This is a genomic window from Alicyclobacillus cycloheptanicus, assembly GCF_028751525.1.
Lineage (GTDB): Bacteria > Bacillota > Bacilli > Alicyclobacillales > Alicyclobacillaceae > Alicyclobacillus_L > Alicyclobacillus_L cycloheptanicus.
In genome coordinates this window covers 1,422,576-1,448,183 of the sequence record NZ_CP067097.1, presented here as the reverse complement: position 1 = coordinate 1,448,183, position 25,608 = coordinate 1,422,576, and the positions used below count along the sequence as shown (strand labels likewise).

Below are 25,608 nucleotides of genomic sequence, written 5' to 3'. Positions count from 1 at the left end.
TTTTACCAGTCTCGGCCGATAGAGCGACTTCTAAACACCGCAATCTCCTCGGACATTGCAAGAAGTCTCTTGCTGCTAAATTTCCCCCGTGTTTTCACACGCACTACCCCGCGAGCGAATCTGCTTGACCAAGTACCCTTCAATCCGCTGGTTCACCAGCGTCCAAAACTCCCTTTGCGTTGTCCAGTCACCACGATTGATAATGCCGGACGGATCGCGCATCAAAACGACCGATTTCTCCCTCGCCTCGTCCGCCTCTACAAGCAATTCCGCCTCTTCCTCCGACAGCTCCTCCAGCGGCAGCCCCCTTCCTCGCTTCTTTCCCCGCTCTCGTTCGTAGTAGGTGACACCTGTATTGGAATAAAACACCTTGTTACGATAGGATTCCGCAGTTCGTTTTCCCGTAAGTCTCGGAATCAAGACGGGTTCACCGTCCACTTCGCCCCGATCACACCGCAGCCGAATCTGACTGATATCAAAATCGGACCAGAGTCGCCGCTGCAGATTTTGCGCTGCATTCAGGTCGGCGTGAATCTGATGAAAATCCCCCTCCTTCGTGCTGAATGGAGAAACGAAAACCTCTCCTTCACCCGTTGGGATGAGGTCGTCTGCCCGCAGGAGAGATGGATCCAGTTGCTGTTCCGCGACAAACCTGTTCAGCCACCAAGGGAAGGATTCTGGATTGTGCTCCTTTACACAACGCGCCGGAACCCGGCGACAGCGGATACCCGGTGCCCCAGTTCGTGCATCGAATCGTGACGAAAACGCTGCATACATCGTCCCGACGAGCAAATCGTGAACTTGGGCCTGATTCAACAACTCCTGGAATACGCCGCGGTGGCTCCATTGCATCAATTGGTTGTTTTCGCTCGGAGGCCTGTCGTTATTAAACTGGTACTCGCTCAATTCCTCGAGCAGGATGAGTTGGCACGGCGGATACTTCGCAACCCACTTTCCTTTGCCGCGTTCATCATCCAACGCGTACACATAGCCGAGCGCCTCCATAATGATGCGATCCGCCAATTTCTTCAGCCGATCTTCCTTGGCGTGGTCAATGTGTTCGCGCAGCGTGATCGCAAATCGGGATCCCTTATCCGCACGAATGACTTGTCCCGACACCTTTCCGAAGAAGCTCCAACTCTTGAGAAACTTGTACTGACGTTCCAGATACTCAATTTGCTCGATGGAGTTTCCACCGACCACATCTTTCTTATAGCCGCGAATCTTGGGCCGCTCGCCGCTTCGTACGTCCTTTCGCCAATCGCGAACCTGTTTGCCCATATGGCGCCACACGCGGCGAACGCTCTCGTAGACAGCCTCCATCCATTCCTTGTCGCTGCAGACGCCGTGAAGCGGCATGAGCTTCTGCAGTTCGTTTACAAAGGCTTCGCGCCAATCCGACGTTATGCTTTCGGAGCCATCCATCGGATGCTCGGTCAGCTTGGCCCAACTCCGTTCACGCCGCCTCACATCTTCCGACCCACACCGCACAAGCAGCCGCAAATACATGAGCTGCGTCCGCAGCTGCCGCAATGTCCGTTGGCGCTCTTCTCGAATTGCACGCAACTCCTTCGACTCCGTTTCGCCCGGAAGCTTCAAAAGTTGGGAGCGTTCATGAATGGCGACAAGATTATCATTTCCCTTGATGGGAAAATAGAACGGGACGCGTCCTTTCGAGTTCGGCGCTAACTCATCCCTCGGGGCAACGCGAAAAACGGAGATGGATGCGGATGTTCGCAGGCCGAGATCGACACTCATGACCCGCAGCCCGGACAGTAGTCCCTCCGACCCGAGCTTCCCTTCATCCGGATGTTCCGCAAGATAATCCGATAATTTATCAAAATGGACAAAAGCCCGATTGTTGTCTCCAATCAGGCGAAATACTGCGGCATACGGCGGGCGCCGTTCACCCCGTGCCTCGGACCGACTCTGCACACGTACGCTGAAATTGAGATAAACGTCCCCCGCCCCTTTGCGTCGGCGCAATTGTTCCAGCTGGTCTCGACGGTATTGGATCTTTGCTCCGCCGAATTCACCTTCGAAAGGCTGCTCGGCTCCGTAATCTCGAAAATAGAGCGCAATCGGTTCAGTGGAACCTCTGGGAAGCAGATTGTCCAATTGCGTTGACCTTGAAATGGGCACGGTGACATCATCAACTTCTTTTGCGACACCATTCTCTACCTTCAATAACTTTTGAAAACGAATCGCGTGCCTGCCTTCTCCGAATTCGTTGAACAAAAAGGTGTACTGGTGCAAATTCCCGCCCAGTTTGTCGAAGCGAGCCCAAATCGGGTGCACGGTTGGGTCCGGCAAGGTAAATGTCGCGAACATTTTGGCGTGATTCAGCTTGCGAAGGATACCGTTGTACGCCGCGTAACGCGTGAGAAACGAAGCGTCTTCGCGCCACAGGGCCTGATACTTCGGCTCTGCTAATTTTGCAAACAAGTCATACGATCCAAAGCGTCTCGTGTTACGTCTTTGCACATTCTTGATTTCGGTCTCATACAAATCAAGAGGTGCATCGGGGGCAAGCTTCTCCCACCTCTCGAAGACCTTGTCCGCTCCGCGCAGTGCTCGTCCCGTCACATAGTGTGCAGTTTGCTCTTTCGATTCGAGTCCGGGCGATGCTTCTTTCATAGTGAGTTGCAACTCATGGACGAGCTTGACCAGATGTTCCTGGCCGACGAAATTCTTCTGCTCAAATCGATTTTTTTGTTCTGTGAGTTTCGCGTACTCTTCGCCGACGCGCCGATTCCAAGACTCCCACGACATCATCCGTTCGATGGCCTGCTGGAACATATCCCTGTCCCACGTCCGAACAGCTTGTCCCTGCCGCAGCGGTTTCCATTGAACCGAAGACATCTCAGACTCGGTATACACGCGCATCAGTGGCTTTAACCCAAAATCCGCGAGCGCGTGCAAAACATCCGCAGTCACGTCTGCAGATTTCCTCGCCTCAGCCTTCGCCTTCTCCTCTTCCCAGCCAGGTTCCCCCGCGTCGCGCATGCGAACCCACCGCGGTTTGTTCCCCGCCTTAGAGATTCCAAGGCCGCCCACTGCGTCCCGGTCGGTCAAGGGACTGAGAAACTTGCGCGAAATTTGCTGCGCGTCACCTTTCGCACCCCTCGCCTGCGGAACCAATAGCTCATAAAGTTGGCGAGCCAACTGTAGCAATTCATCGTCCGATCCCGCCGGACCACGGTGGCCATTTTCCAGTTGACGTGCACGCAACCGTTCCAACAATTCGGCCTTACATTGTTCTGCAGTCTTATCACATTCTTGTGCTCCGTCTCCACTCGGACTTCTTCGATACAAATTCTCTTGACGGAGCAGACTCAGCCATTCCGTGTAATATCGAACCCCCGCGTTGACCTCCGTATGGAGTTTCCATAGACCAGCTTGAATTTCCGGCATGTCGTTCAGACGAAGCTTCACTTTGATGGATTTGACGGCCATGTTCACACCTCTGTTCAAGGATGGAGGAATGGAGCGCAACTGACACGCTCCATCCACACGGGTTTGTTACTTTGCGCGAGCCGTCGAGACAGTGAGCTTTAGCGCGATAGTGAGGTGCCTGATATTTCTGATAATATTCGATTTCTTCACCCCCAACACCTCCTTTCTCTGGAGCTTCTATCCGGCAATGCCCATTACCGTGATCGCCGGCTCGACGCTCGTGGCCTCCCTTCGAAAGGACCATCGACGCACACATCAGGACTATGTGCATTGCCACTGTCGATGGAAATATCATCGGTCTATAGCCGATCGACGCTCTAATAATTATTGCTTCCGGCGAGCGATAGATACAACGTTCCCATAAGGAAAGAAATTTATGCGTCCAGTTCGGAATTAGCGGTGTAATAGTTGTTTCAAGCACCACATGAGAGATGACGTAATTGCCTCTCCAACAATCTCCAGGAACAGTAAGGTGTAAGTCATAAAAGTCATAGAACGGTTTCTCTTCCCCCTTACTTCGGGTTCCTGACCCTGTGAGGCATCAACGGCCACCCACCCCCTTCATTGCGACACCTTCGTTTGAGTATCCCGTCTCTACTGAGCAAGGACGACCAGGCCTGCCGTCCCGGGATCATAGACAACATTCGTAATCGATCCATCCCGAATACGGCGCACTGCTTCGTCAATGACATGTAGTGGCACGAGGAACCATTCCTTTGGCCGTACCGGATGGCCAAAGCGGTCGTAGATAGTTAGGTCGAGCTGGGCCGGTGCAAATATCCGATGAAAAATACCTTCGAGCTTTGTTCGATTGATACCCGCAAGTTTGTAAGTCGCGACGACTTCCACGTCTGCCAGCAAATAGGTGGCATCGTGCGCCGCATTTGCAATTCGACTTTCAACCTTGCCGCCCGTAACGCCAATCTTATGAATCAGTTCACGATGTTCCGCCACGAAGGGGTGATCGGACAAACTGCGCAGGACATAGATAGTGCCACTTTCAATATTGCCCTCATCCCACGTTTCGCTGAACAACGGACCGTTCAATGGTTCTGTTACGCGACGTCCAGTCTCGTCTTTATACAGCGCACGCTGCAAAGATCTAAGCAGGAGATTACTCTCTGTACCGTTCGAATAGATGACTCTGAGCCGGGCATCAGAATGGCCGTTGGGTGTCTGAAACTCATCTCCCTTGTCAGCCACGTAGACAAGTTGGCCGCCCAAAACGAAGAAGTTACCCGTATTGACACTCGCATCCTTACCAAACGATCGCGTCTGTCGAACGCCAGATTTAATTTCACGCTCAACCTGCTCAAATAATGGTCGGAAGCGGTCAAAGTCTGCACACTTCTCGCGTTTAGCAATTTCCTCAGTCGCTCGTATTTCAGCTCTCGGACGGACATGGCGCAGTTCTGTAATACCTAAGGGACCTGTTGCGCCAAGTTCAGCGAGCAGCTCATCATCATCCATCGATTCCACTGGATCATCCGGTACAATCTCAGAATTACTTAGTAGCCCTTGGTGATCAAGTGGCTCGAGAAGTGTGCGGCATTCCTCCAATGCTCGCAGGCGATCAAGTCGCACGGCGTACAGCCGCTCGAAGATATCCTTGTCTTCTCCATGTTGTGGAACACGGCCATGCCGCTCAACGAATCGCTGGATTTCCTCAAAACCAGCGATGATTCGTTCCTCACGTGGCGTATGAGAGCTTGTCTTCTCTATCTCCTGTTCTACACCGAGCGCCTCAAGTAATTCATCATCAGACATCTCAGGCATTCATGTCACCTCCACGGTCTTCCGGCGCGTTCTGCTGCGCACGATAGCGCTGTAAGGCCGCTACACCCTCGGCCATGCGCTTCTCCCATGGGTCTTGCGAGTTGATGTCTGGTAGTCGCCCGCGCTCCTTCTTGAATTGCAAAGCCCGTACAGCCAGCGCTCGTGCCTCCTCGTACGGAATACTAACGCGTTTCGCTGCAATCACGGCCGCAACCTGTTTCAGGCTGTCCTCGCTCATCGTCTTGGCAAGGATGGCATATGCTTGGCTAAATGGGTTGATGCGGTCGATGAGATCGATGTCTAGTTCGCGCACGTCCATCACGAACTTACGAACTCCGTCGATAAAGGCAGTGTTAGCCACCGGTTCGCTGCCGCCATTCGTATCGCCAAGAACAGTTTGCTTTGCCTGTTGCGTCAGATTGAGTGCAGCGACGGCGTGCTGGCGTACCGCTTCCAAATCCTCTTCGTCGAGATTAGGGTACCTTTCCCTAATGATTGTGCCCATCCGAACCTGGGTCAGTTCCTCCGGCACAAGCTCCTCGTCAAACAAGCCGCGTTCAATACTGGTCTTGTCCTGAACGAAGGTCGCAATCACTTCGTTAAGATCTTCGCGGCAAATGCGTGTTGCTTCCTCACTTTTGGGTTCTGACAGGCCCTTGATCTCGATTTGGAATTGGCCCGTCTCATAGTTGAAACCAACATTGCATTTCTCCGGGTCATAGCCGCCGTCGCCATAGTCGAACCCTTCTTCCGGACCGCTGTCAGGATTCTTCGGTTTGAACTCGAAGCGCGGCACAAGAACCTGCTCCATAAGCAAGCTAGCGGCGATAGCCTTCAAGGTATCGTTCACCGCCTCGGTAACGACTTGTTCAGAGGCATCAGGCTCAGCGATCAGGTTGGTGAAGCGGGCGCGTGTTTTGCCTGGCGCGTCACGCGTAGTACGGCCGATGATTTGCACGATTTCCGTAAGACTGGACCGATAGCCAACTGTCAATGCGTGTTCACACCAAATCCAGTCAAAGCCTTCCTTCGCCATGCCAAGCGCGATGATGACGTCTACATGATCGCGATTATTTTTTTGCGCCGTATCCTTCAGAGCTGCCACTACCCGGTCCCGTTTGGTCGGATTATCGTCGACGAGGTCGGCAATCCGGAGTATTCGGCCGTCCGGCGTTTCGACAAGCTGGAATCCGGTCTCAGGATCGGCTCCCTGCCAGTCCCCCAGTTCTTCAATGATGTGCTCGACCTCTCTAATTTTGTCCTTCGTGCTTTCGCGCGAATTGACGTTCGGAATGTGAATGATGGTCTTCTCAGACGGGTCAAGCACCTTGAGGATGTCCTCGGTGTATGAACCCGAGTAGAAGTAATAGCCAATGTCGAGCTGTTTCAGGTACTCGTATCCACTGAGTTGCTCGTAATAAGTGTAGGTAACGGTATCGAACCTTCCCTCATCCTGAGGGGTCAGCACTGCTTCTGCGTCGCCGCGGAAGTACGAGCCAGTCATCGCCACAATATGCACCCGGTCTCGCGCAATGAATTGTCCAAGGTGCAGGCCGAGTTTATTGTCAGGATTGGCGGAAACGTGATGGAACTCATCCACCGCAATCAGCCTGTTGTCGAACGCCTCAACCCCGTACTCATCAACAGCAAACCGGAAAGTAGCGTGAGTGCAGATCAGCACCTTATCATCACTTTGAAGGAACGCGCCCACCGACTTAACTTTGCCGCCATTGTCCGCGCCTGGCGCATTGCATAGATTCCATTTCGGCGCCACGTGCCAGTCGGCCCAAAATCCGAACTGACTCAACGGCTCGTCATTGAAGCTCGAACCGATGGACTTCTCCGGCACGACGATGATTGCCTGCTTGAGTCCCTGGTTGTAGAGCTTGTCCAGCGCGATGAACATTAGCGCCCGGCTTTTGCCGGAAGCCGGCGGCGACTTGATGAGCAAGTACTGTTCGCCGCGCCGCTCATAGGCGCGTTCCTGCATTGGTCTCATGCCAAGCGAATTGACTTTCGCCGAACTACCGTTGCGGGCGTAAGACACCGAAATGGAAGGGATTGAGTTATTTCTGTCGGTCACGCATCCGCCCTCCTCTTACCTTTCTTGGTCGGTTTCGTTGAAGCGGTCATCTTGGTGTAAAGCTCGAACAGCTTTTCCAGCCGCTCCGTGTCATTGCGAAACCGACGGCCGATATAGATTCGCTCCACCACCTCGTCGTTACGCTCATGGGCCTCGCGTAGATCGGATGGCATGTTGTCCGGGTCATAAAGTTCGGCAATCGTCGCTGGGAAGTGTGCCTCCCGGGCCAATAGAATGTCCTCGGCGCAGCGGACTAGGTCAGCCTTGTTCTTCTCAGTGAGTATTGGAACCGGAAAGGTATTCCATCCGAGCGTATTGGAGTAGCGGAAATCAGTTTTCAGCTTACCGCAAACGGTTGCAATCCACACTAGGTGAAGGCGGGAGGCGATCAGAGCCATGTTCCACAATGGAGCATCATATAGCGCAAAGGCGAGATTTGTGACCGTCGAATGGCTGTCAATCAAGCCAACAGGTAAATATTGACGCGACTCCGACGAAATACAGGGTACAATAATCGACCACCTGTGTCCGATATTCATCTCACGCATCTGGTGGGAACGCGCAGCCAATTCATTGGCACCTCTGTCCCTGCTCGCCATTCGCATCGCCCGTACTCCGTCGATGCGCTGTCGGATAGCGGAGAGCTGCTGCGCCTCTTCCAAGTGTTCGTTCTCAATCCACAAGCAATACCTCTCGATACCTCGAATAAACTCCGCCGATCCATAAATACGCCGAACGAATCGCGCGCGCTGATCTGAAGTGAGATTGAGTTCCATGAGCTCGTTGCGCGTCAGTAGAAGATTTCCACCATCTACCGGTTTATTTCCGAAACTCATCCGGGTCAGTCCTTCAGTGGGACTAGCTGCTCTCTTGACGATCACGTTCGGGCCAGGCACCAAATAAGCATTGATATGTTCCGTTTCCGTGGCCATCAAACCTCCGCCGTCGCTTACCGAAAACAACCGTCGAACCTTTCCCGGATGGTTGGAAATCCCGATGATCACTACGGTCACACCTGCGTTATGACTCGCGAGATTCGCCCACTTGAACGATGTGTGAGCGAAGGAAATCTCATACCCTGTCTCAAGAATCAATGGCCATAGAATGGGAACCTGCTGACCCTGGCAAATCGAATTGGTCGCGACAAAAGCAATGTCGGCGCGCGTGCCTTTCCCGTAATCGGCTGCTTTCATGAACCAAGCAGCGACATAATCCAGCGACTTCCAGTTATGCGTCTTTTGTTCAAAAATCGATTGCAGTTCCGCTTTTTGTTGTGCAGATTGCCAAGTCGAGCCCAGGTATGGTGGATTTCCGCAAACGTATGTCTCCCCTCCTTCATTCTTGAAATCAATCTCCGCTTGATTGAGCGGATCGTCGAATAAGCCTTCAGCCTGTAGTCTCACACCCGTTCCACTCGGCGGACAGACACTCATCCAATCAAGCCGTAGAGCATTTCCGCAGACGATCCAGTTATCCGCGGAAAGCGGTAAAAATCCCGATAGAGCAAGCGGCCTCCCACGATAGAGGACGTCGCATTGGAACTCCGCAATGATGAGGGCCAGACGTGCAATTTCGGCCGCAAAGTCACGTATCTCGATGCCACGAAAATTGGTTAGCGGGATATCGCTCTCGCGATCCGATTCACGGCGTCGTCTGTTTATTTCAGCCTCAATCGCACGCATCTCTTTGTAAGCGATAACCAAGAAGTTACCTGAGCCACAGGCGGGATCAAAAACCCGGATCCTCGACAGGCGCCTGCGCAAGTTGAGCAACTTGCGGGGATTGTCACCAGCAGCTTCAAGTTGCGCCCGCAAATCATCTAAAAACAGCGGATTGAGTACCTTCAGGATATTTGGCACGCTCGTATAATGCATGCCGAGTGCACCACGTTCCTCGTCGTCCGCTACCGCCTGGATCATGGAGCCGAAAATGTCGGGATTTATCTTCGTCCAGTCGAGATTACCGATATGTAGCAGATACGACCGTGAAATCTTACTAAACCGTGGTACATCTACACTTCCGGAGAAAAGCCCGCCGTTCACGTAAGGGAATACAGCCGCCCAGCGCGGCAACTTGGCCTTTGTACGGTCGTCTCCCTTCGTGTTCATGGCGCGGAAGATCTCGCCAATGACTTCGTGCGTGTTCGAGGCATCACGCGCACTCATCCGCTCTACGGTTTCAGTGAACATCCTTAGTTCTCTGAAGATGCCCGTGTCCTCAGCAAAGAAGCAGAAAATCAACCGGGCCAAGAAGTGGTTCATATCGTGGCGCCGTTCGGCCGTTCCCCACTCTGGGTTGTCTTTCAACAGTTCGACATAGAGCTTGTTCAACCGGCCTGTCGCCCGGATGTCAAAACCATTTTCACGTACCTGTTTGACAGTCGTTATCCCAGCAAGTGGAAGGAAAAAACCGAAGTGATCCGGGAAATTCTCGTAGGCACATGCAACCGTCTCACCGGACTCCAGCTCTTCCGCCTCAAAGACTTCACCGTCAGTGGCAAGGATGTAGCGCGCCTTCGCTCTCGACGTTGCCGGACTTTCTTTCAATGCCGCAAGAGTCTTAGTAACTTCGCCATGTTGTGCGACCGCAATATGGATATTGTTTGTTTGTAGTACGCCGCCCAGATCAGACTTATTCGTTTCGCCCGAGCGCAGACGCTTAATTGTCGTCTCCTTGTTCCCGAACGCCCGCAGGAATGCATACGGGAACTCGTCTTTATCGAAAGGCTGCGCAGCCAAATCGGACACTGCTGCCTCAATTTCTACTGGGTTCATGGCATGTCTGGCGTAAAGTTCGCCACCGATCCCCTTTCCGGTTTAAATCCTATTGGAGATAAGAATCCTCGGTATCTTGTATCGGCAACACTGGACACAGTTTCAACCATAATGGCCCATCGATGGATTGGTAGCCGCATTTCCAACATCGTTGGTTGAAAGGGATCACGATCTAAATCGACACGTGCACGGGCAAACGCTAACTTTCAGCTCAATGGGTTGCCCTATAAAGGATAGTATATATTCCTTTCTCCTCAGGCAAGGAACCATGAAGCGTGTAGGCTGTTTTAGCCATCGCCAATGACAGAATAGGTTCCAGCCGCTCCTCAAAAGTCACCCAACAGCCTCGAAAGAATCTGCTCCTGGAAGACTTTTTTCCGTATCCGTGTCATCGCCGGAATCAATTCATCATCCCAGTCTACGTGGAGGGTGTTCAGCATTTGAACTTCTCGCTCGGACAGTTCCGGCTGTTTGTCATGGCTCGCCCACCGGTACGTATCCGCATCCATGTGCCACGCCGCAAACGCACGCCCGTATCGGGCGCGAAGCGACAGGGCCATTTGCAGGCCTTTCACGTCGAAGTCCCCGCTGTAATAGATGGTCGATCCCGCCGCAAACGCCATGTCCAGCAGCCGCAGCGCGGCGACCGACGGCTGTCCGCTGGTGCAGACGACCGGAACGCCGCATGGGAGCCGCTCCAGCAATTCCGCGAATACGGATGGATTCTCGACCACGTACACGGCATCGGCCCGTGGCACTTCCTTCACATGACGGTCCAGCGCCATCAGGGGGATCGCGACGGGCACCTCGAACCAGCCCGCCCAGTTCCCGACCCACACAATCGAACTCACGTCATCCAGTCGGATACCAGCCTTCATGTAAACCGCGCGCATGGACTCGGAAGGCGCGTCGCTGGCAGCGTCGCTGGCTGTGTCGGTGAAGTCGGGATCGTCAACGGATTCGGAAGTGGGTGCAGCGGCCGGCGGCTCCGCACTTGCCCAGGCATGGCCGGAAGCATCGACGTCAGCCGCCAGCGCGACCAATCCCCAATAGAACACCTTGCCTGCGAGTGTATTCCGGTCGAGCCCGTGGGGATCTCCCGTGACCTCGGCCGCAAACACGGGCAGCCGCCACACGTCATGCGGCTGCAGCGCCGCCTCCAACGCCCGCATCGCATGCCGCCAATCATCGCATCGGCCCGTGCTTTCGTACGCCCGGTAGCACTCCATGTAGGTTCGAGCGCCTGGCGCATCGCCTTTGCTCAATCTGTCAATCCAATCCAGCACGGCCTGACGATGAATGCCTTCTTTCGCCCAAACGTGAAAGGCGGCCCAGTTGGCCGACGCTTCCGCCAGCTGTTCTTCCCGCGTGCGCAGCCCTGGGAACAGACGTCCCAGGACTTCCTCCAACCCCACGCGAAACCTGCTGTTGCGAAGCGCTTCGTCCACTTTCGTCAGCCGAATCGCGACCTCCGTCCGCCCGACGAGGTTCACAGCCAACAGCCCGGACAATGCGTCCATCTCTTCATCGGACAGCCCCATCAGCTGTACGCGCCCGCCAACCCTGCCTTGCCGCCGGTATTTATCCGCCGCCGCGCACCACAAGCGCTCGAACCCGGGCTGCCGAAGATACGTCGTCAATTCGTCCATCGTCTGCCCACCTTCCCGCCTGTTGGCCGACCTCATTCGTGAATCGGTTCCTCCGTTGCCGCAGCTTCTTGAGCCGAGGGCCAGTCATCACCGTCCACCATGCGCCTCGTATGTCCGTTCCAGTAGTATGGAATCACCGTGACGAAGTCGACGTCGCCCGGCCGGAAAATCTCGTAGATGGACAACGCCGGAACCGTGTCGTAACATCCCCAGAGCTGCTGGCTCGTCATCATATAGTCGAACTTCATATCCGTCAACAGCTCGAACATGTCGCGCATGTTTTCTTCGTCGACACCCGCGAAGGCTTCGTCAAGTGAAATGAGGCGCGGCGCGTCTGGACGGGAATCGTTAAATCGCGAATCGGTCGCCGCAAACAACGGAATGTACATCGCCATCGCCTTTTCGCCGCCGCTGAGCACATTAAATTGCGAGTCCGTCAGCTCCCGCCGGGACGCCATCCCGCCTTTGCGGTAATACAGCGTGAACGAAAACCAAGTCCGATAATCCAGAAACTCGCGAATTAAGCTGCGCAGGGTTTCACCGGATTCGGATTCTTCTTTCGCCATGCGAATGCGCGAGCGAAAATGCTCAATCATGTCTTCCATCTCTTCGTCCAGCAGCGTACTCGGGCTCTTGCGCAGCAAATACACAAGCCGCTCCGTATCCAATTCCCGCTCACTGCGGGCAGGCCGGGGCTTCCATTCCAAGGACAACACCATGCCGCTCGACGTGTTTCGAAGCGACATAAAGTGATTCATTTCCTTGACCCAGCGTTCCGCGCGGTTAATCTTGTCGCGGATGGCGCGGCCGACGCTGTGAATCAGAATCTGCTCATATAACTCGCGGTCTTTCTCGCTGATGAGAATCCGCTGCTCTTCCACCATTCGCGTCAGCTCCTGATGGATGCGGGCGGGTGTCCACGGGTGGTTTCTGTCCCGTCTGGATTCTACGAACAGCCGCTCCAGCGATTCGTCGAACCGCGACTCGAGGGAGTAGTCCAGCAGCGTGTTCTTCTCGACGGCAAACACCTCTCGCAGCTGGTCGGTCACAGACTGGAGATTGCGGTTTTCACAGACGCCGCGAAGCGCACGAAACACTTTGCGCGCCGTCTGAATCACCCGCTGACGCCCGCCGAGTGCTGCCGCCTCGTCTCCGTCGTCCCCATCTGCGGTATCGCGAACCGTCAACCCCAGCTCCCACTCCTGGCGGAAGCGTTCGATACACGCTTCGAGCCGGCGTTCACACTGGTCCAGCGCCTCCCGCTTTTCCCGCAGGCGCTCTTCGAGCCGCGTCACCTTCGTCGCCCGTTCCAGCTTCCGATCCTGCAGCGTCTCAATCTGCCCTCGCAGCGCCTCCAGGCGTTCCTTCAGTGCGCGCGCTTCATCGTGAACATTGAGCGCGCCGAGCGCCTCCAAGCGCGCCCGCAGCGACGCGATGGTCGTCTGCAAGCCAGCCAGTCGGCGCCGCAAGTCTGCCTCGGTCGCCAGATCGTCGTCGATTTGCTGCGCCAACCGGTCGATCTCGTCCTTCAGATACCCCAGTTCCGAGCGCATTCGCGCCGACAATTGCGCGCTCATTCGACACGACTGACACATCTGCTCATAGCTGCGAAGCTGCCCCAGCGCGTGCTGGAAATCCGCTTCGACGCGCAGCGTGTCCCACTGCGAGAGACACGAGACAAGGGCTTCCTTCGCCGTCTGCCAGGCGGCTTGCTGCAGCTTGAACGCGTCGGTCTGCTGGGCTTCCACGTCGCGCGCGTGCGCAAAGTCACGCTTGGCCGTGTCGAGCGCCGCGAGGCAAGTGCGCAGCGGCGCTTCCGAAGGAAAGGCCGCAAACTCTGCCTGCATCGACGCGATGCGCCGTTCCGTCTCGGCGATGTCGCCATCGAGATCTGCAATTCGGTTCGTGAGTTCGGCGATGTCCGCCTTCAACCGCTCCATCGCCGCCTGCCGCGCGCGTTTGCGTGCCTCGAAACCAATCCATTCCGCGCTCGGTTTGCTGACGCTCTGCCCCGCCAAGGGTCCCAGCACGTACTGGCCAGACATCGTGACAGCCGCCGTGCTGGCGTCCTCCACCGCATCGGGCGCCGCGACCAGAATCGTGCGCAGCACCTCATCCACGAACTGCGGTGTCAGTCCACTTTCCGCAGACGGTGTCGGCCGCAAATACTCAGCCAGCGTGTACCCAATTGCGGCGGGATTCGGTCGAATCCATCCGTCTTCGTCGCCGTCTGCAACCAAAGGGGCCTCCGGCGACACCCACGCGTCGAGCAGTCCACTCTGAAACAACGCGGTCTCCAGAGCAGCCCGGGTCGGCTCGTCCACCTGGTCCCGAAACTCGCAGACTTTGTACAGTGGCGCACCCGCGATGCCCTGCTCTGCCGCCAGCGTCAGCCGCCGATGGCGCGTTTCCGCCCGCGCGGTCGTGCGAGGGGGCTCGGCTTCCTTGACGGTCCGCCACGCTGCGAGCTCGCGTTCCAACTCGGTTCGCTGCTCTTCCAGCAAAGACTTCTCGTGCTCAAGCTTCAGGCGCGCCGCAGTCGCCTGGTTCCGCCCGGTATCCAACGCCGCCTTGGCTGGCATGAGAATCTCGTCATACGACAGTTCGCCGTAGCGGCGCAAATCGTAGAGAAGCGACCGCCAAGCCTCGTCCGACAAGGGCAGTTCTGTCAGTCCCTTGAACCAGGCGAAGGCGAGGTCTTCCTGCTGCGCAATCGCGGCGGATAGTTCGCGCTCCCGCTCCTGCACCGTTCGTTCCGCCGCGTCCCGCCGCTCCCGGGCTGCGCTCATTTGCCGCTCCGCTTCCTTGAGCTTATCCGCCTCGGCTCGCTCTTTGCGGCACAAGTCCAGTGCGTGCTCCATCTCCCTGCGGTAACGGTCCACGTCCGCCAGCCAGCGCTGCCACGTCGCATCGTCCAGGTCCTCCAGGGACGTACGCGCACCGCCCGCATAGGCTTCGTGCGTGCGGAATTCAATCTCATTCGCCATCTCGGCCATGTCCGCCAGCCACTCACGCTGTTTGTGCGTCTCGTTTTCCAGCTTGCGCAGTTCCGCATCAACCCGCACCTGCTTCTCGCGCACGGCCTCCTGGTTCCTGGCGATGCGTTCCTGGGTGTCCCTTTGCTCACGTTCTGTGTCCTTCACGCGGTTTTGCGCGCCGTCCAGCTCGATGCGCAGCTCCATGCCTTCCGAGCGGTTGAGCAGCTCCAGTTCAGTCTCCGTCTTGTCCCGCTCCTGGACCGCCTGCAGCAGCGCCCGGTCCGTCTCTTCCCGCTCGGCCTGTGCCGCCTGCAGCAGCGCGTCCTGCTCTTCCACCGCCTGGAACGCGTCGTCGGCAGCCTTCGTCGCGTCCACGGTCCGCTTTGCCGTCTCATACAGCCACATCTGGTTGTAGCGCTCATAGACGTCCGCGAGCCGCTTCGCCGCATTCTGATGCAGCGTCAGTTCGTCCAGTCTGTCGCCAATCTCGTCCATGTCCTGCAACACCTGCGACAACGGCAGCAAATCCTCATCCCCGAGCGGCGGCAGCGAGTCGTTCAAGATGCTGTAAATCGTCGTCGGGCGAAACTCCTTGGACAACTTGGGCGAGCGCAGTTGAATCAAGAGGTTGAGCAAATCCTTGTACGCCTGCTCATCCTTGAACCCAAACAAGATGTGGTTCACCATTTGCTGGTATTCCCGCTGCTCCTTGACGACACGGCCGCCAGCGCCGATGGCCGCTTCAAGCCCGGCAAAGTCCAGCGGAATCTTCTCGCCTTCCCGTTCGAACACGTCGACGTCGTACAGGAAAAAATCGTGTCCAATCCGCCGGCCGTCCGTCAAACTGAAGCCCCAAAACGCGACTTGATTGGCCCCCCGCCGCGCCCGCAGGCCAATGCCGACCGTGACCGTCCTGTCCGTCGCCGGCTGGATGAATTCCAGGTAGACGTAGCCTGTCCGGTCCGAAATGCCGCTTTCCGTGTCGCCGAGCAGGTAGTATTCGATTTTGCGGTCTTTGGAGCCGAACGGGTCGAGCCGCACCGGCCGCTTGTCGCCGTCGAGCACGAGCGGCAGGAAGCTCTGCATCGTGACCGATTTCCCGGCCCCGTTCGCGCCGCGGAGAATCAAGCGGCCATCTGACAATTGGAAACTCTGATCGGTGTAAAACCAGAAGTTCAGAAATCCAGCCCGGTTCATCTGCCACCGTTCATTCGCCATCAAATCATGCCCCTTTGTTTTCTCCATCGATCACGTCGTAGGTCCCGCAGTATCTCGACAGCCCCGGCAGCAGCACGACGCCGCCCGCACCGTCCTGCGCCGCCAGATTCCACTCGGCCATGTGTCCAAGAATGTCAGTCGCCAGCTGCGTCGTCGACTTTTCTCGATGGTCCTTGGTCCAGTACCGTTCACTCGTTTCCCGGAGCGACAGCAGAATACCCTCGAATTCGCCTCGGGTCAGGTGCAAGCGCCCATGCTCGTCGCGTGGATAGCGCTGTGGATCCTCCATCAACAGCTCGCGGAGCTTCGCAGCGAATTGCATTGTCACGTCTGACACGGCCGACTGCGTCGGAAACAAGTCGACTTCTGCCATCAGCTCCGGCCAATAAAAGTAGAGCCCCTCGCGAAAGCGGCGCCCCTCCAGTCCCACCATCTCTTCCATCTGCGAGAGCATCCAGGACCGCTGGGTCTGTACATAACGCCGCTCTTCCTCCGTCCACTCGAAGTCGTAGACGACCGGTTCCATCAGGAGGCGGCGAAAGACCTTGTGCCGGCGTGATCGCACATCCGCACTATGCACCATGTCGCCGCTGGTGGGGACCATAGCCGTTTGTTCCACCTCGTACAATTCGTCGATCTCGCCGTACGCCATCAATTCCCTCGGAAATCGCCGCAGCACGTACCGAGCGAGCGGCGACGCCTCGTACAGTACGTTCGCGTCCGCCCCATCACGGGCCCAGCCCGTTTCCTCGCCCTCGATGGATGTGAGCACGCCCAGCGATCGCAGCTTCTTCAACGCGCGCACCATGGACAAGCGGTGGTCGTACAACACCCAGTCGACATCGAACCCCATGCCCAGCAGGTGGTTTCGAATCGCCTCCACCATCTCCGTGAGCAAAAACTGTTCTCCATCCGACTTCGCTTCCAGGTACCACAACCCGTAGGTGAACAACGCGTAGTCTCGGGGTTGATGAAATCCGTCAATGCCCATCCAACTGCGGAACACACCAGGAATTTTTTCGAGTTTCGCAAACCATCTCGTCACAAACAACGAATACCCGGCATGCTCATAAAACCAGTCGCGAAGATACTCAAAGTGGTCTTTAATCAGAAGAAACGCTTCCGGGTCCTCCTGTTTCGTCAGCCACGGGCGGCTCAAAAGCGCCATCGCGACCGCCTGCAAATCAGCCTTCATCTCAGCGCGCGTCGGCCCCTTCCGCCTCACGGACGCGTTCATGACCTCGCCCCCTCCCGAATGGAGATGTGGAAATTGGGCATGTCCAACTGACCATCGGAGAACGTGAGTTCCACCCGCTCATCCGATTCGGGCAGCGTCAATTCAATGTGATAGCCGTCCGCCGTTCGAAACCGCCGCGCCCTGTTGACCAGGCAGCGGCTGATCCACGAGAGCAGCACCCGCCGCTGCTCGACCGACAAAGCATCGAGATCGGACAGATGGAAGCTGCCAAGCTCGGCAAACCCCCGGACCACCGCCGCCTCCCGCTCCATTTGCGCGAGCAGCACCTGCGTGGCCTCCGCTTGCTCGCGCTCACGCGACCGGACCGGCTCTGTCAATCCCGCCTTGCGGCGAACCCGGCTGCGCGAACTGAGTTCCCGCACCGTCGGTGCCTCGTCCCACATCGACAAATCCGGGGAATCGGTCGATCTCGGCGGTTCCCCCTGAAAGTGCCGCGGCGTCATGAGTCCGTACACCGCCGCGCCCAGTTTGTGTGCCTCTTCCACGGACTCGAGGCGCAGGAACCACTGCCCCAGGTAATCCAGCTCCCGGCGCCGGCTGATGCCGAGCCGCTGCTTCTCCTGAATGGCGATGGCATAGCGAACCATTCGGCCAATGGTGTCCTTGGTGGCCCGTTCGAGAAATACGACATCACTCTCCTCGATGTCGCTTCCGACGAACCAGCGCGTCAAAATCGTCCATTCCTCCAGCCGGCCATCCAGGCGTTCCTCGGCAGACAACACATCGTCCAGGCTGGGGGTCCTCATCTCATCCTCGACCACGGCCGCCAGAAAGGCCCGCCACTGGGCCGGGTCGGTCCGGCGAATCAGCCCTTCGACCTGCGCCCCGTACTTTTGCAACCCCAGCATAAAGTTCTGCAGATAATTGGTTAGCGTGTCTTTGAACACGAGAAATTGTTCCGTCAGCATCAATTCTTCTGCACGGGTCGTTTGCAGGCTGGCCAGATAGTCCGAGGCGTTCTCGTGGAGGGTTCGAAACGCGGTTTGCAAATCGCGCCACAGCTGAAGCGCTTCGCCCGGGGGAAATGGGCTCGTACGCTCCGCAATCGTTCGAACATACAGGACGATGCGCTCCAGCAGGGTCGGCTCCAGCGACCCGCCGTACCCTTGAATGTTCTCCAAACTCTCCAGCATTCGCTCAATCTCAATCGCATACGGCGTCATCTGATATCGATACCGCTTGCGCAAATACTCTTCGATTGAACCGGCCCGCCCGCCATCGTGGCTGCTGGTCAGGTTTCGCCATTCCGTCAGCACGTCCAGGTCCCGCTGACACAGTTCGAGGCTGTAGTCGTCCAGCAGATTCCATGCGGAAATGCCCGCAAACACTTCCTCAGGCTTCAACCAGTACTTCAACTTGCGATAGTTCTCGTAGAAAAATCGCATGATGAGCCGGTACCGGCCCACATTATCGGCATTCAGATACTTGACTTCGGGCACCGACTTAACCCAAAGCTCCCTCGGCTGGCGTCGATTCACAGCACTCATCCTTTGCAACACAACCGAATCTATCTCTTTATTATAACGTACTTTCACCGTCCTTCGGCCACCCTCTCACTTGGAAATCCGCGGAAAAACACAAGCTGAAAAGCTTAATGAGGAATGAATCACCTGTCTTAATTATCCGTTAATTTTACTCGATGCGGACCATACGATGCGATGCGAACCATACGATGCCTCGAACGCCCATGATTATGATCGTCCGTTGCCGACGTGCCTATACCCCGCCGTCATCCCTTCCAGCTTCATTGACAAGTGGAGACATCTCCGCTTATAGTGACAGAGAGATCGCTTCACCTATTGCAATACGTACAGACCCAAACAAGCGAGAGGGTGCTTCCCTTTGAAAATCAGATGGTTTGGTCAATCTTCGTTTTTACTGACTTCTGAAGCGGGCGTCCGTATTCTCATCGATCCCTTCGACCGCATGCTCGGCTACAAAATGCCAAAACCCATCGAAACGGACATCGTCGTCGTCTCGCATAACCATGGCGATCACAACAAAGTCCACGTAGCCACAGGCGACTTTCTGCTGGTCCATGAGCCCAAAGACTATCACCGGGACGGCGTGATCATCCAAGGATTCAAAACCTACCACGATAAAGTCAACGGCAAAAAGCGGGGCGAGAACATCGTCTTTCGCATCAGTGTAGACGACTTGACCCTTTGCCACTGCGGGGATTTAGGTCATTTACTGACGGAGGAGCAGGCCAAAGAAATCGGCCGCGTGGACATTCTCATGATTCCCGTCGGCGGCAGAATGACCCTAAACGGCGAGGAAGGCGCACAAGTGATGCAGCAACTCAAACCCACCGTGACCATCCCGATGCATTACCGCACCAAGGCCCTGTCACTCCCAGGGAAGCTGTTATTCGATAAGGTAGACAAATTCATTGAAGCTGCAGGTCAGCCGACAACCGACGTGGGAATCCTGGACGTCACCCCCGCCAACCTGTCCCAATATGCCGGCGTTGTCACGATGCAGTATCACTAAGGGGCAGTGTGGGTGAGGCGCAGTGTGAGCGAGCGCGGGTGGTATCGTTTCGTCGCGAACCGGGCCTTTCATCGGAATTCGCAAAGTTCTCAAACCGGTGTGCTTGGGGCAAACGCTTCGCAATGTCCAGATTGGCAATCGGTTGACAGCTACTCGTTGGCATGCAGGGGCATTTCCCGACAGCGTGTTACAGGCGGGTTGAATACCTTCCCGCCCGCCGCAATTATCCTATAGGTGGCACTGCTCTCTCACATACCCCATAATTCCCAACTTCTCTAGCCGGTCTACCGGCACACGAAATATTGCCGTAACCACGCCAGGATGGCGGCCAATCTCGATGGAGCCCGTGATGGTCGCGCGATTCGTGACTTCTGGAACGGTCATCCCCAGCAGTTCGGCAGCACTTACTGCAAACTTATGTGGGGCTCCAATCAAAAAGAACCCGAAGTCTCCCGCATTATGTGAATCGGGCAACGGCCTTGAAGGTGTGGTTCCGATTTGACCGAGAAATGGCCGTAGCCGTGCCACTGCACCCACGATGTCGTGGGGGGCAAACGTGACAATCGGGTTCTGAATGGAATGATCCGGCGTGGCCAGGTACCTGCGTCCGTCTCGTGCAACCTGCTCGGCGGCCTGCTTCGGCAGCGTGACGCCGACTTGCCGATGGACGTCAAACGCGATGGTGTACCCATTCGTGAACTTGAACGGCGTTACGTCAGCACCGCAGTTCACGCAGCGGATGGCCGATTGGCAAATGCCTTCGATGCGAGTTTCCGGATACATCGCGCCGCATTCCGGGCACAAGATAAAAGATACAATCATCGTCACGGAACATTGTATGTACACCATGGACTTGAACTTACCCTAATTTTTTTCTCCGGACACGGGATGTCATCCATCACCCATTATCTCTATAATACAGATATTACAAGACCCGGTGACTATAGAAGCATTCCTGTAATGAAGTAATTCCGGGTTTGAGGCAAAGAAAACCTCCTGATAGTGTTGAGTTGGCACAGCAACACGAATCGGGAGGTCGTACGACAACATGAGTATATCGCAAAACCGTAAGATTCGCCGCATCACAGATTCAACCTTGGTCGTCGGTGCAGACATTGCCAAGAAAATACATGTGGCACGTGCGAGCAATGCGCGCGGTATTGAGCTTGGCAGGCCTCTGTCCTTTGACAATACCAGACGCGGCATGGAAAAGCTTCTTGCGTGGATGCGCACGCTCATGGCCGATCACGGCTGTGACAATGTGGTGTTCGGCGTCGAGCCCACCGGACACTATTGGATGAATCTAGCTCAATTTCTTCGCCAACACGGGATTGACGTCGTTCTGGTCAATCCCCTGCACGTGAAAAAGAGCAAAGAGCTGGACGACAATAATCCGACGAAGAATGACCACAAGGATGCCCGCGTCATCTCGCAGTTGGTCAAAGACGGACGCTACTCCGTACCCAACATCCCCAAGGATATCTACGCTGAGCTGCGCGTGGGGATGAACCAACGAGAGCGTCTAATCGAAGACCTCAAGCGAGTGCAGGGCCGTATCCACAACTGGCTCGACCGGTTCTTTCCGGAGTTTACGGAGGTATTTCGGGACTGGGAGGGTAAAGCAGCGCTGGTGTGTCTGCACGAGTGCCCTTGCCCACAGGACATTCAGGCTAAAGCAGCAGAAGACATTGTCCACATGTGGAGGGAACATGGCATTTCGCGGGGCGTTGGCAAAAAACGGGCCACATACCTTGTGGAAATGGCCTCCCAATCGGTTGGGTTAACCGAAGGACTGCAGATGGCACGCCAGGAGTTGAAGATGCTGCTTGACCAATATGACTTGTTGCAGGAGCAGTTAAGCGATCTGCTGGAGCAAATCGAGCGTTTGCTGGACCGAATTTCGGGAGCCGCTCAGATGCTCAGTGTACCTGGCGTGGGCGTCGTCACCGTGGCAGGATTCCTGGCCGAAGTGGAGGAACTGTCCGCCTACGAACACTGGCGACAGGTTCAAAAACTTGCCGGGTTCAATCTCAAGGAGAACAGTTCCGGCAAACACAAAGGTCAGACAAAGATCACAAAACGCGGACGGCCAAGATTACGCGCGTTGCTGTACCGCTGCGTGCTGATTCTGGTGGCAAAGAATCCACAGTTTCAGGCGCTGCACCAGTATTACACCACGCGTGTGGATAACCCGCTGCGGCCCATGTCGTCGCTGATTGCCCTGTGTTGTAAGCTGATTCGCATCTTGTTCACTCTCGGGCGTAAGCAAGTCCCATACGACCCTGAAAAGGCAATGGGACCCGTTCGCTCGGCTCAGCTGTTTGCTGCGTAACAAGGAATCGAAACTCGCTCAACCGTACGCAAGGGCTGCAATAGACAAACGAAGCACGGAGAAGCCGGTACGATACATTCCATTCGGGCCATGACCCTGCATAGGAGCTTAACTGGCCTCCACCCTTCGACAGGCTGAACGATGGAATGCAAAGGGCCGAAGTCAGGACCCTGTGAGACATGGGAGGGTACGCCGCGAAGGTGTTTGTGGAGATCCACGGTGCGACCAAATTTTTGAAAACGGGGAGTCATCCCCTGTAGGGGACGCACAAACCATGTCCCGAAGATTCCCACTACGGGGAGTCTGACATCATTCGCCCGCTGAGTCAAATGCAAAATGCTACGAATGAGCGAGAAAACGAGAGATAACAAAAGATCATTGAGGGAGAGAAAGATGAAGCAGCCAGGCGGAATCTACGAAGAACTACAACTCGCAAATAAGACATACCCCCAACCGAACCAGCGCTCAACCGTCGTCCACCCGAACCTCTACGCGCAGTTCTTAACACAACAAATTGCGCGGGACATTGGTGCTAAGCTTCAGCGGCTGGCCCATGAACAGCGGTATGACGAGATGCTGGAGATGACCCAAAGCATTCAGCGCCAGGTGAATGCAGATGAGCGTTCGTCTTTTCACAGCCCACTATCTACGATCCATTATCGATTTGATGATGACTATATACCGACCTTTCCGGATATGTACCTGACACACCCGGCCTTTATCTCGAACCGCAGTTCAGACCCATATGCGCTGAATTTCTTTAAAAGCCTGAAGTTTGAGCTACAAACGGCGGATAAAATGTACTTTGTCGTTAGCTTCATCCGCTGGTCAGGGCTCCAGCTCCTGCTGCGCACATTAGACGAGTGCATGAAAAAGGGAAAGCCAATCCGGATTCTCACCACGAATTACATGTACGTAACGGAACCCAAAGCGCTGCGAAATCTCATGCAACATGAAAACGTGGAACTCCGCTTGTACGACACGTCGACGGAGTCTTTCCACACGAAGGCGTATATCTTTGAACGAGAATCCGGGTTGCACACGGTCATCATTGGATCATCCAACTTGTCTCATGCAGCACTCAGAACAGGGCATGAGTGGAACGTAAAGCTTCCGCATGCACCACATCTGCCTGTTTTCGAGTCTGCCCGAAAACATTTTGATGAAGTTTGGAATATGACCGAAAGCATTCCTGTCACAATCGAGGTTTTGGAACAATATGAAGCGAACTACAGGCAATATCACCTCGGCAGGACAACTCGAGACATCGCAGCATCAAATTCGTCACCGTTATTCGGTGCAGACCCGAAACCGGACTATCTACCGTCCACTACCTTCCATCCAAACAAAATGCAATCCAAAGCTCTGTTGGCGTTAGACCAGACGCGGAAGAATGGGCTCCGGAAAGGCGTCGTAATTGCCGCGACGGGGACTGGCAAGACATACCCTTGCCGCATTTGATGCCAAGCAGTATGGGGCAAAAAGCGTGTTGTTCCTGGCGCATCGGGACGAATTGCTGGAAGGTGCGAAGCAAACCTTTGTGGACGTATTCGGCAACGCTGCGCTATGTGGGAAGCTAACCGGAAACGAAAAGGACTGGAATAAGCCATACTTATTTTCCACCGTGCAGACCATGCATCGACCAGACGTGCTGTCTCGTTTTCATCCCAATCGATTTGAATACATCGTGATCGACGAATTCCACCATGCCCAGGCGGAAACGTATCGGAAAGTGATCGAGTATTTCGAGCCGCGGTTCTTACTTGGTCTCACAGCCACGCCGGAACGCATGGATGGACGAGATGTATTGGAACTGTGTGAGAACAACGTCGTGTACGAGATTCGCCTCCGCGATGCCTTGTCGAATGACCTGCTGGCACCGTTCCATTACTTTGGACTCGCCGACGACACGGTGGACTACAGTGAAGTCGAAACGCGAAATGGTCAATTTGATGTCTCAGATCTGGCCCGCGCGCTGGCAACACACGAACGCGTCGACTACGTCATTGAGATGATGGAGAAGTATGGTCACGATGGTGACAGGCGAATTGCGCTCGGGTTTTGCGCCAACATCGAACACGCGCTGTTCATGGCGCAGGAATTTCGTGCAAGAGGCTACGAAGCAGCTGCCTTGACCGGGATGGATTCTCCCGAGGTACGACAGCGTACCATCCGTAAATTAGAGGACAAAGATGATCCGCTTGAAATCATCTTTACGGTGGACATCTTTAACGAAGGCATCGACATTCCCAATGTGAACCTTCTCTTGTTCCTACGGCCTACTGAATCGGCTACCATTTTTCTGCAACAGTTGGGCCGCGGCCTTCGGAAAGCGGATGGCAAGGACTACGTGACGGTCCTCGACTTCATCGGGAACTATGAAAAGTCATTCGTGGTGCCGTTGGCACTGTCCGGACAGCTGAATCATAAAGCATTCGATCGCGATTCTCTTCGCGTCGCTGTCGAAACTGAATTTGCTGACCTACCAGACGGATGCTTTGTGGATTTGGAACCGGTTACGCGCGAACGCATTCTTCACAAGATTGAATCCGTACGGATGAACCAGACTGAGATGCTCAGGGATATCTACCACTCATTTCGACAACTACTCGGTAGAGCACCCGAGCTTGAAGACTTCCTTTACACAGAAGAGGCGCCAGGTATCCACTTTTTCATTTCAAAGTTTGGTTCATGGGTGCAAACGAAGCAGAAGATGGGCGACGCCAACGAATTTGACACGTCCCTGTTACATCATTCATTTGCACTGGAACTGATTCAATCGTTAGAGAGAACGCTTCCACTGAAGTGGCCCTATGAATTCGCCATTTTGTATAGTGCATTGGCATCCGGTAAAACGACGGTCTCGGCGGTCGTCGCTCGACTTAAAGAATTATTTGGTAACCACCTGCGGAATGAGACTTGTGTACCGTATATCCAGCGTTCCATGAGAAGACTTGCCACGGTTGAGGATAAACGGAAGTGGTCATTTGGCACGATGGATGGCGAAGTATTCAGCCTAAACCCGGACATTTTGAAGTTATGGCAGCAAAAAGCGACAGGCGCGTACCTGAGCAAACGGCTCGCATACGGATTGGTGGAATTCAGGAGAACATATCACCCGAACGTATTTTTTGGAAATCAGCAAGGAGTTGTCCTGTATCAATACTATACGCGGAATGACCTAATTTATCTGTTCCAATCTGACGCCAAGGAAGGGTCATGGCGCGAAGGCGTCAGTCGAGTAGGGAACCACTATTTGCTGTTCGTTAATTTGAATAAAGACGCGTCCGTGGCTGAGCATTTACATTACCGAGATTATTTCATCGACAACCGCCATTTTCATTGGCAAAGTCAAAATGCGACGGCGCACCGCTCAGAACGTGGTCAGGACTATATCCACCATAAAGCGCGCGACATACACATACATTTATTCATGCGGAAGTTTGAGAAAATGCACGGATGTGGCCGCTCGGATTATTTGACGGTGAAATTCCAGATGTCATTGTCACCTGGAATCGGCGCGGAAGTTTCACGCATTTTGTCGGCCTTTGAATAAATAAAGGGGGCCGCCTTAGGCGACCCTCCTGCCAA

12 protein-coding genes and 1 pseudogene are annotated in these 25,608 nt (G+C 55.2%); 4 read left to right on the top strand and 9 right to left on the bottom strand.

The window, feature by feature from the left end:
• Positions 1–75: 75 nt before the first annotated feature.
• The 8 genes from cas12b to JI721_RS06510 form a co-directional block, all read right to left on the bottom strand.
• Positions 76–3,456 carry a type V CRISPR-associated protein Cas12b gene (cas12b, locus tag JI721_RS06545; RefSeq protein WP_274457245.1) on the bottom strand — a complete coding sequence of 1,127 codons (3,381 nt, stop codon included), beginning with the start codon at positions 3,454–3,456 and terminating at the stop codon, positions 76–78.
• Between the two features lie 594 nt (positions 3,457–4,050).
• Entirely contained in the window at positions 4,051–5,232 is a 1,182-nt protein-coding gene (locus JI721_RS06540; RefSeq protein ID WP_274457244.1) for a GIY-YIG nuclease family protein, read from the bottom strand.
• Positions 5,225–7,315, bottom strand: coding sequence for a DEAD/DEAH box helicase (locus tag JI721_RS06535; RefSeq protein WP_274457243.1), 2,091 nt, complete (start codon positions 7,313–7,315; stop codon positions 5,225–5,227). Before JI721_RS06535 ends, JI721_RS06540 begins: the two co-directional genes overlap by 8 nt.
• On the bottom strand, positions 7,312–10,053 hold the full coding sequence (locus tag JI721_RS06530) for a class I SAM-dependent DNA methyltransferase (protein ID WP_274457242.1): 2,742 nt from the start codon (positions 10,051–10,053) through the stop codon (positions 7,312–7,314). The genes JI721_RS06535 and JI721_RS06530 overlap by 4 nt, the downstream gene beginning before the upstream one ends.
• A 362-nt stretch (positions 10,054–10,415) precedes the next feature.
• On the bottom strand, positions 10,416–11,738 hold the full coding sequence (locus tag JI721_RS06525; protein WP_274457241.1) for a TIGR02679 family protein: 1,323 nt from the start codon (positions 11,736–11,738) through the stop codon (positions 10,416–10,418).
• Between the two features lie 32 nt (positions 11,739–11,770).
• Positions 11,771–15,934, bottom strand: a complete 4,164-nt coding sequence (locus tag JI721_RS06520; RefSeq protein ID WP_274457240.1) for a TIGR02680 family protein — start codon at positions 15,932–15,934, stop codon at positions 11,771–11,773.
• Between the two features lie 4 nt (positions 15,935–15,938).
• Positions 15,939–17,171, bottom strand: a complete 1,233-nt coding sequence (locus JI721_RS06515; RefSeq protein ID WP_274457239.1) for a TIGR02678 family protein — start codon at positions 17,169–17,171, stop codon at positions 15,939–15,941.
• A complete protein-coding gene (locus JI721_RS06510; RefSeq protein WP_274457238.1) occupies positions 17,168–18,670 on the bottom strand; it encodes a TIGR02677 family protein in 1,503 nt (500 codons plus the stop codon). The genes JI721_RS06515 and JI721_RS06510 overlap by 4 nt, the downstream gene beginning before the upstream one ends.
• Before the next feature lie 364 nt (positions 18,671–19,034).
• Here JI721_RS06510 and JI721_RS06505 point away from each other — a divergent pair, with 364 nt between their 5' ends.
• A complete protein-coding gene (locus tag JI721_RS06505) occupies positions 19,035–19,685 on the top strand; it encodes an MBL fold metallo-hydrolase (RefSeq protein ID WP_274457237.1) in 651 nt (216 codons plus the stop codon).
• 228 nt (positions 19,686–19,913) lie between these two features.
• Here the strand turns inward: JI721_RS06505 and JI721_RS06500 are convergent.
• Positions 19,914–20,492, bottom strand: a pseudogene (locus JI721_RS06500) (acetamidase/formamidase family protein); the annotation flags it as partial.
• Positions 20,493–20,733: 241 nt separating this feature from the next.
• On the opposite strand from JI721_RS06500, the gene JI721_RS06495 reads away from it, so the two are divergent.
• The 3 genes from JI721_RS06495 to JI721_RS06485 all read left to right on the top strand — a co-directional run bounded on the left by JI721_RS06495 (position 20,734) and on the right by JI721_RS06485 (position 25,573).
• Positions 20,734–22,017, top strand: a complete 1,284-nt coding sequence (locus JI721_RS06495; RefSeq protein WP_274454631.1) for an IS110 family RNA-guided transposase — start codon at positions 20,734–20,736, stop codon at positions 22,015–22,017.
• Positions 22,018–22,410: 393 nt separating this feature from the next.
• Positions 22,411–23,478 (top strand): DEAD/DEAH box helicase, encoded by a 1,068-nt coding sequence (locus JI721_RS06490; protein ID WP_274457236.1) that lies wholly within the window; start codon positions 22,411–22,413, stop codon positions 23,476–23,478.
• Positions 23,435–25,573, top strand: a complete 2,139-nt coding sequence (locus tag JI721_RS06485; RefSeq protein ID WP_274457235.1) for a DUF3427 domain-containing protein — start codon at positions 23,435–23,437, stop codon at positions 25,571–25,573. The genes JI721_RS06490 and JI721_RS06485 overlap by 44 nt, the downstream gene beginning before the upstream one ends.
• The last annotated feature ends 35 nt before the right edge of the window (positions 25,574–25,608 follow it).

Coding starts and splice junctions, on each gene's coding strand:
- cas12b (WP_274457245.1), bottom strand. CDS start 3,456: ATGGCCGTCAAATCCATCAAAGTGAAGCTTCGTCTGAACGACATGCCG.
- JI721_RS06540 (WP_274457244.1), bottom strand. CDS start 5,232: ATGCCTGAGATGTCTGATGATGAATTACTTGAGGCGCTCGGTGTAGAA.
- JI721_RS06525 (WP_274457241.1), bottom strand. CDS start 11,738: ATGGACGAATTGACGACGTATCTTCGGCAGCCCGGGTTCGAGCGCTTG.
- JI721_RS06520 (WP_274457240.1), bottom strand. CDS start 15,934: ATGGCGAATGAACGGTGGCAGATGAACCGGGCTGGATTTCTGAACTTC.
- JI721_RS06515 (WP_274457239.1), bottom strand. CDS start 17,171: ATGAACGCGTCCGTGAGGCGGAAGGGGCCGACGCGCGCTGAGATGAAG.
- JI721_RS06495 (WP_274454631.1), top strand. CDS start 20,734: ATGAGTATATCGCAAAACCGTAAGATTCGCCGCATCACAGATTCAACC.
- JI721_RS06490 (WP_274457236.1), top strand. CDS start 22,411: ATGAAGCAGCCAGGCGGAATCTACGAAGAACTACAACTCGCAAATAAG.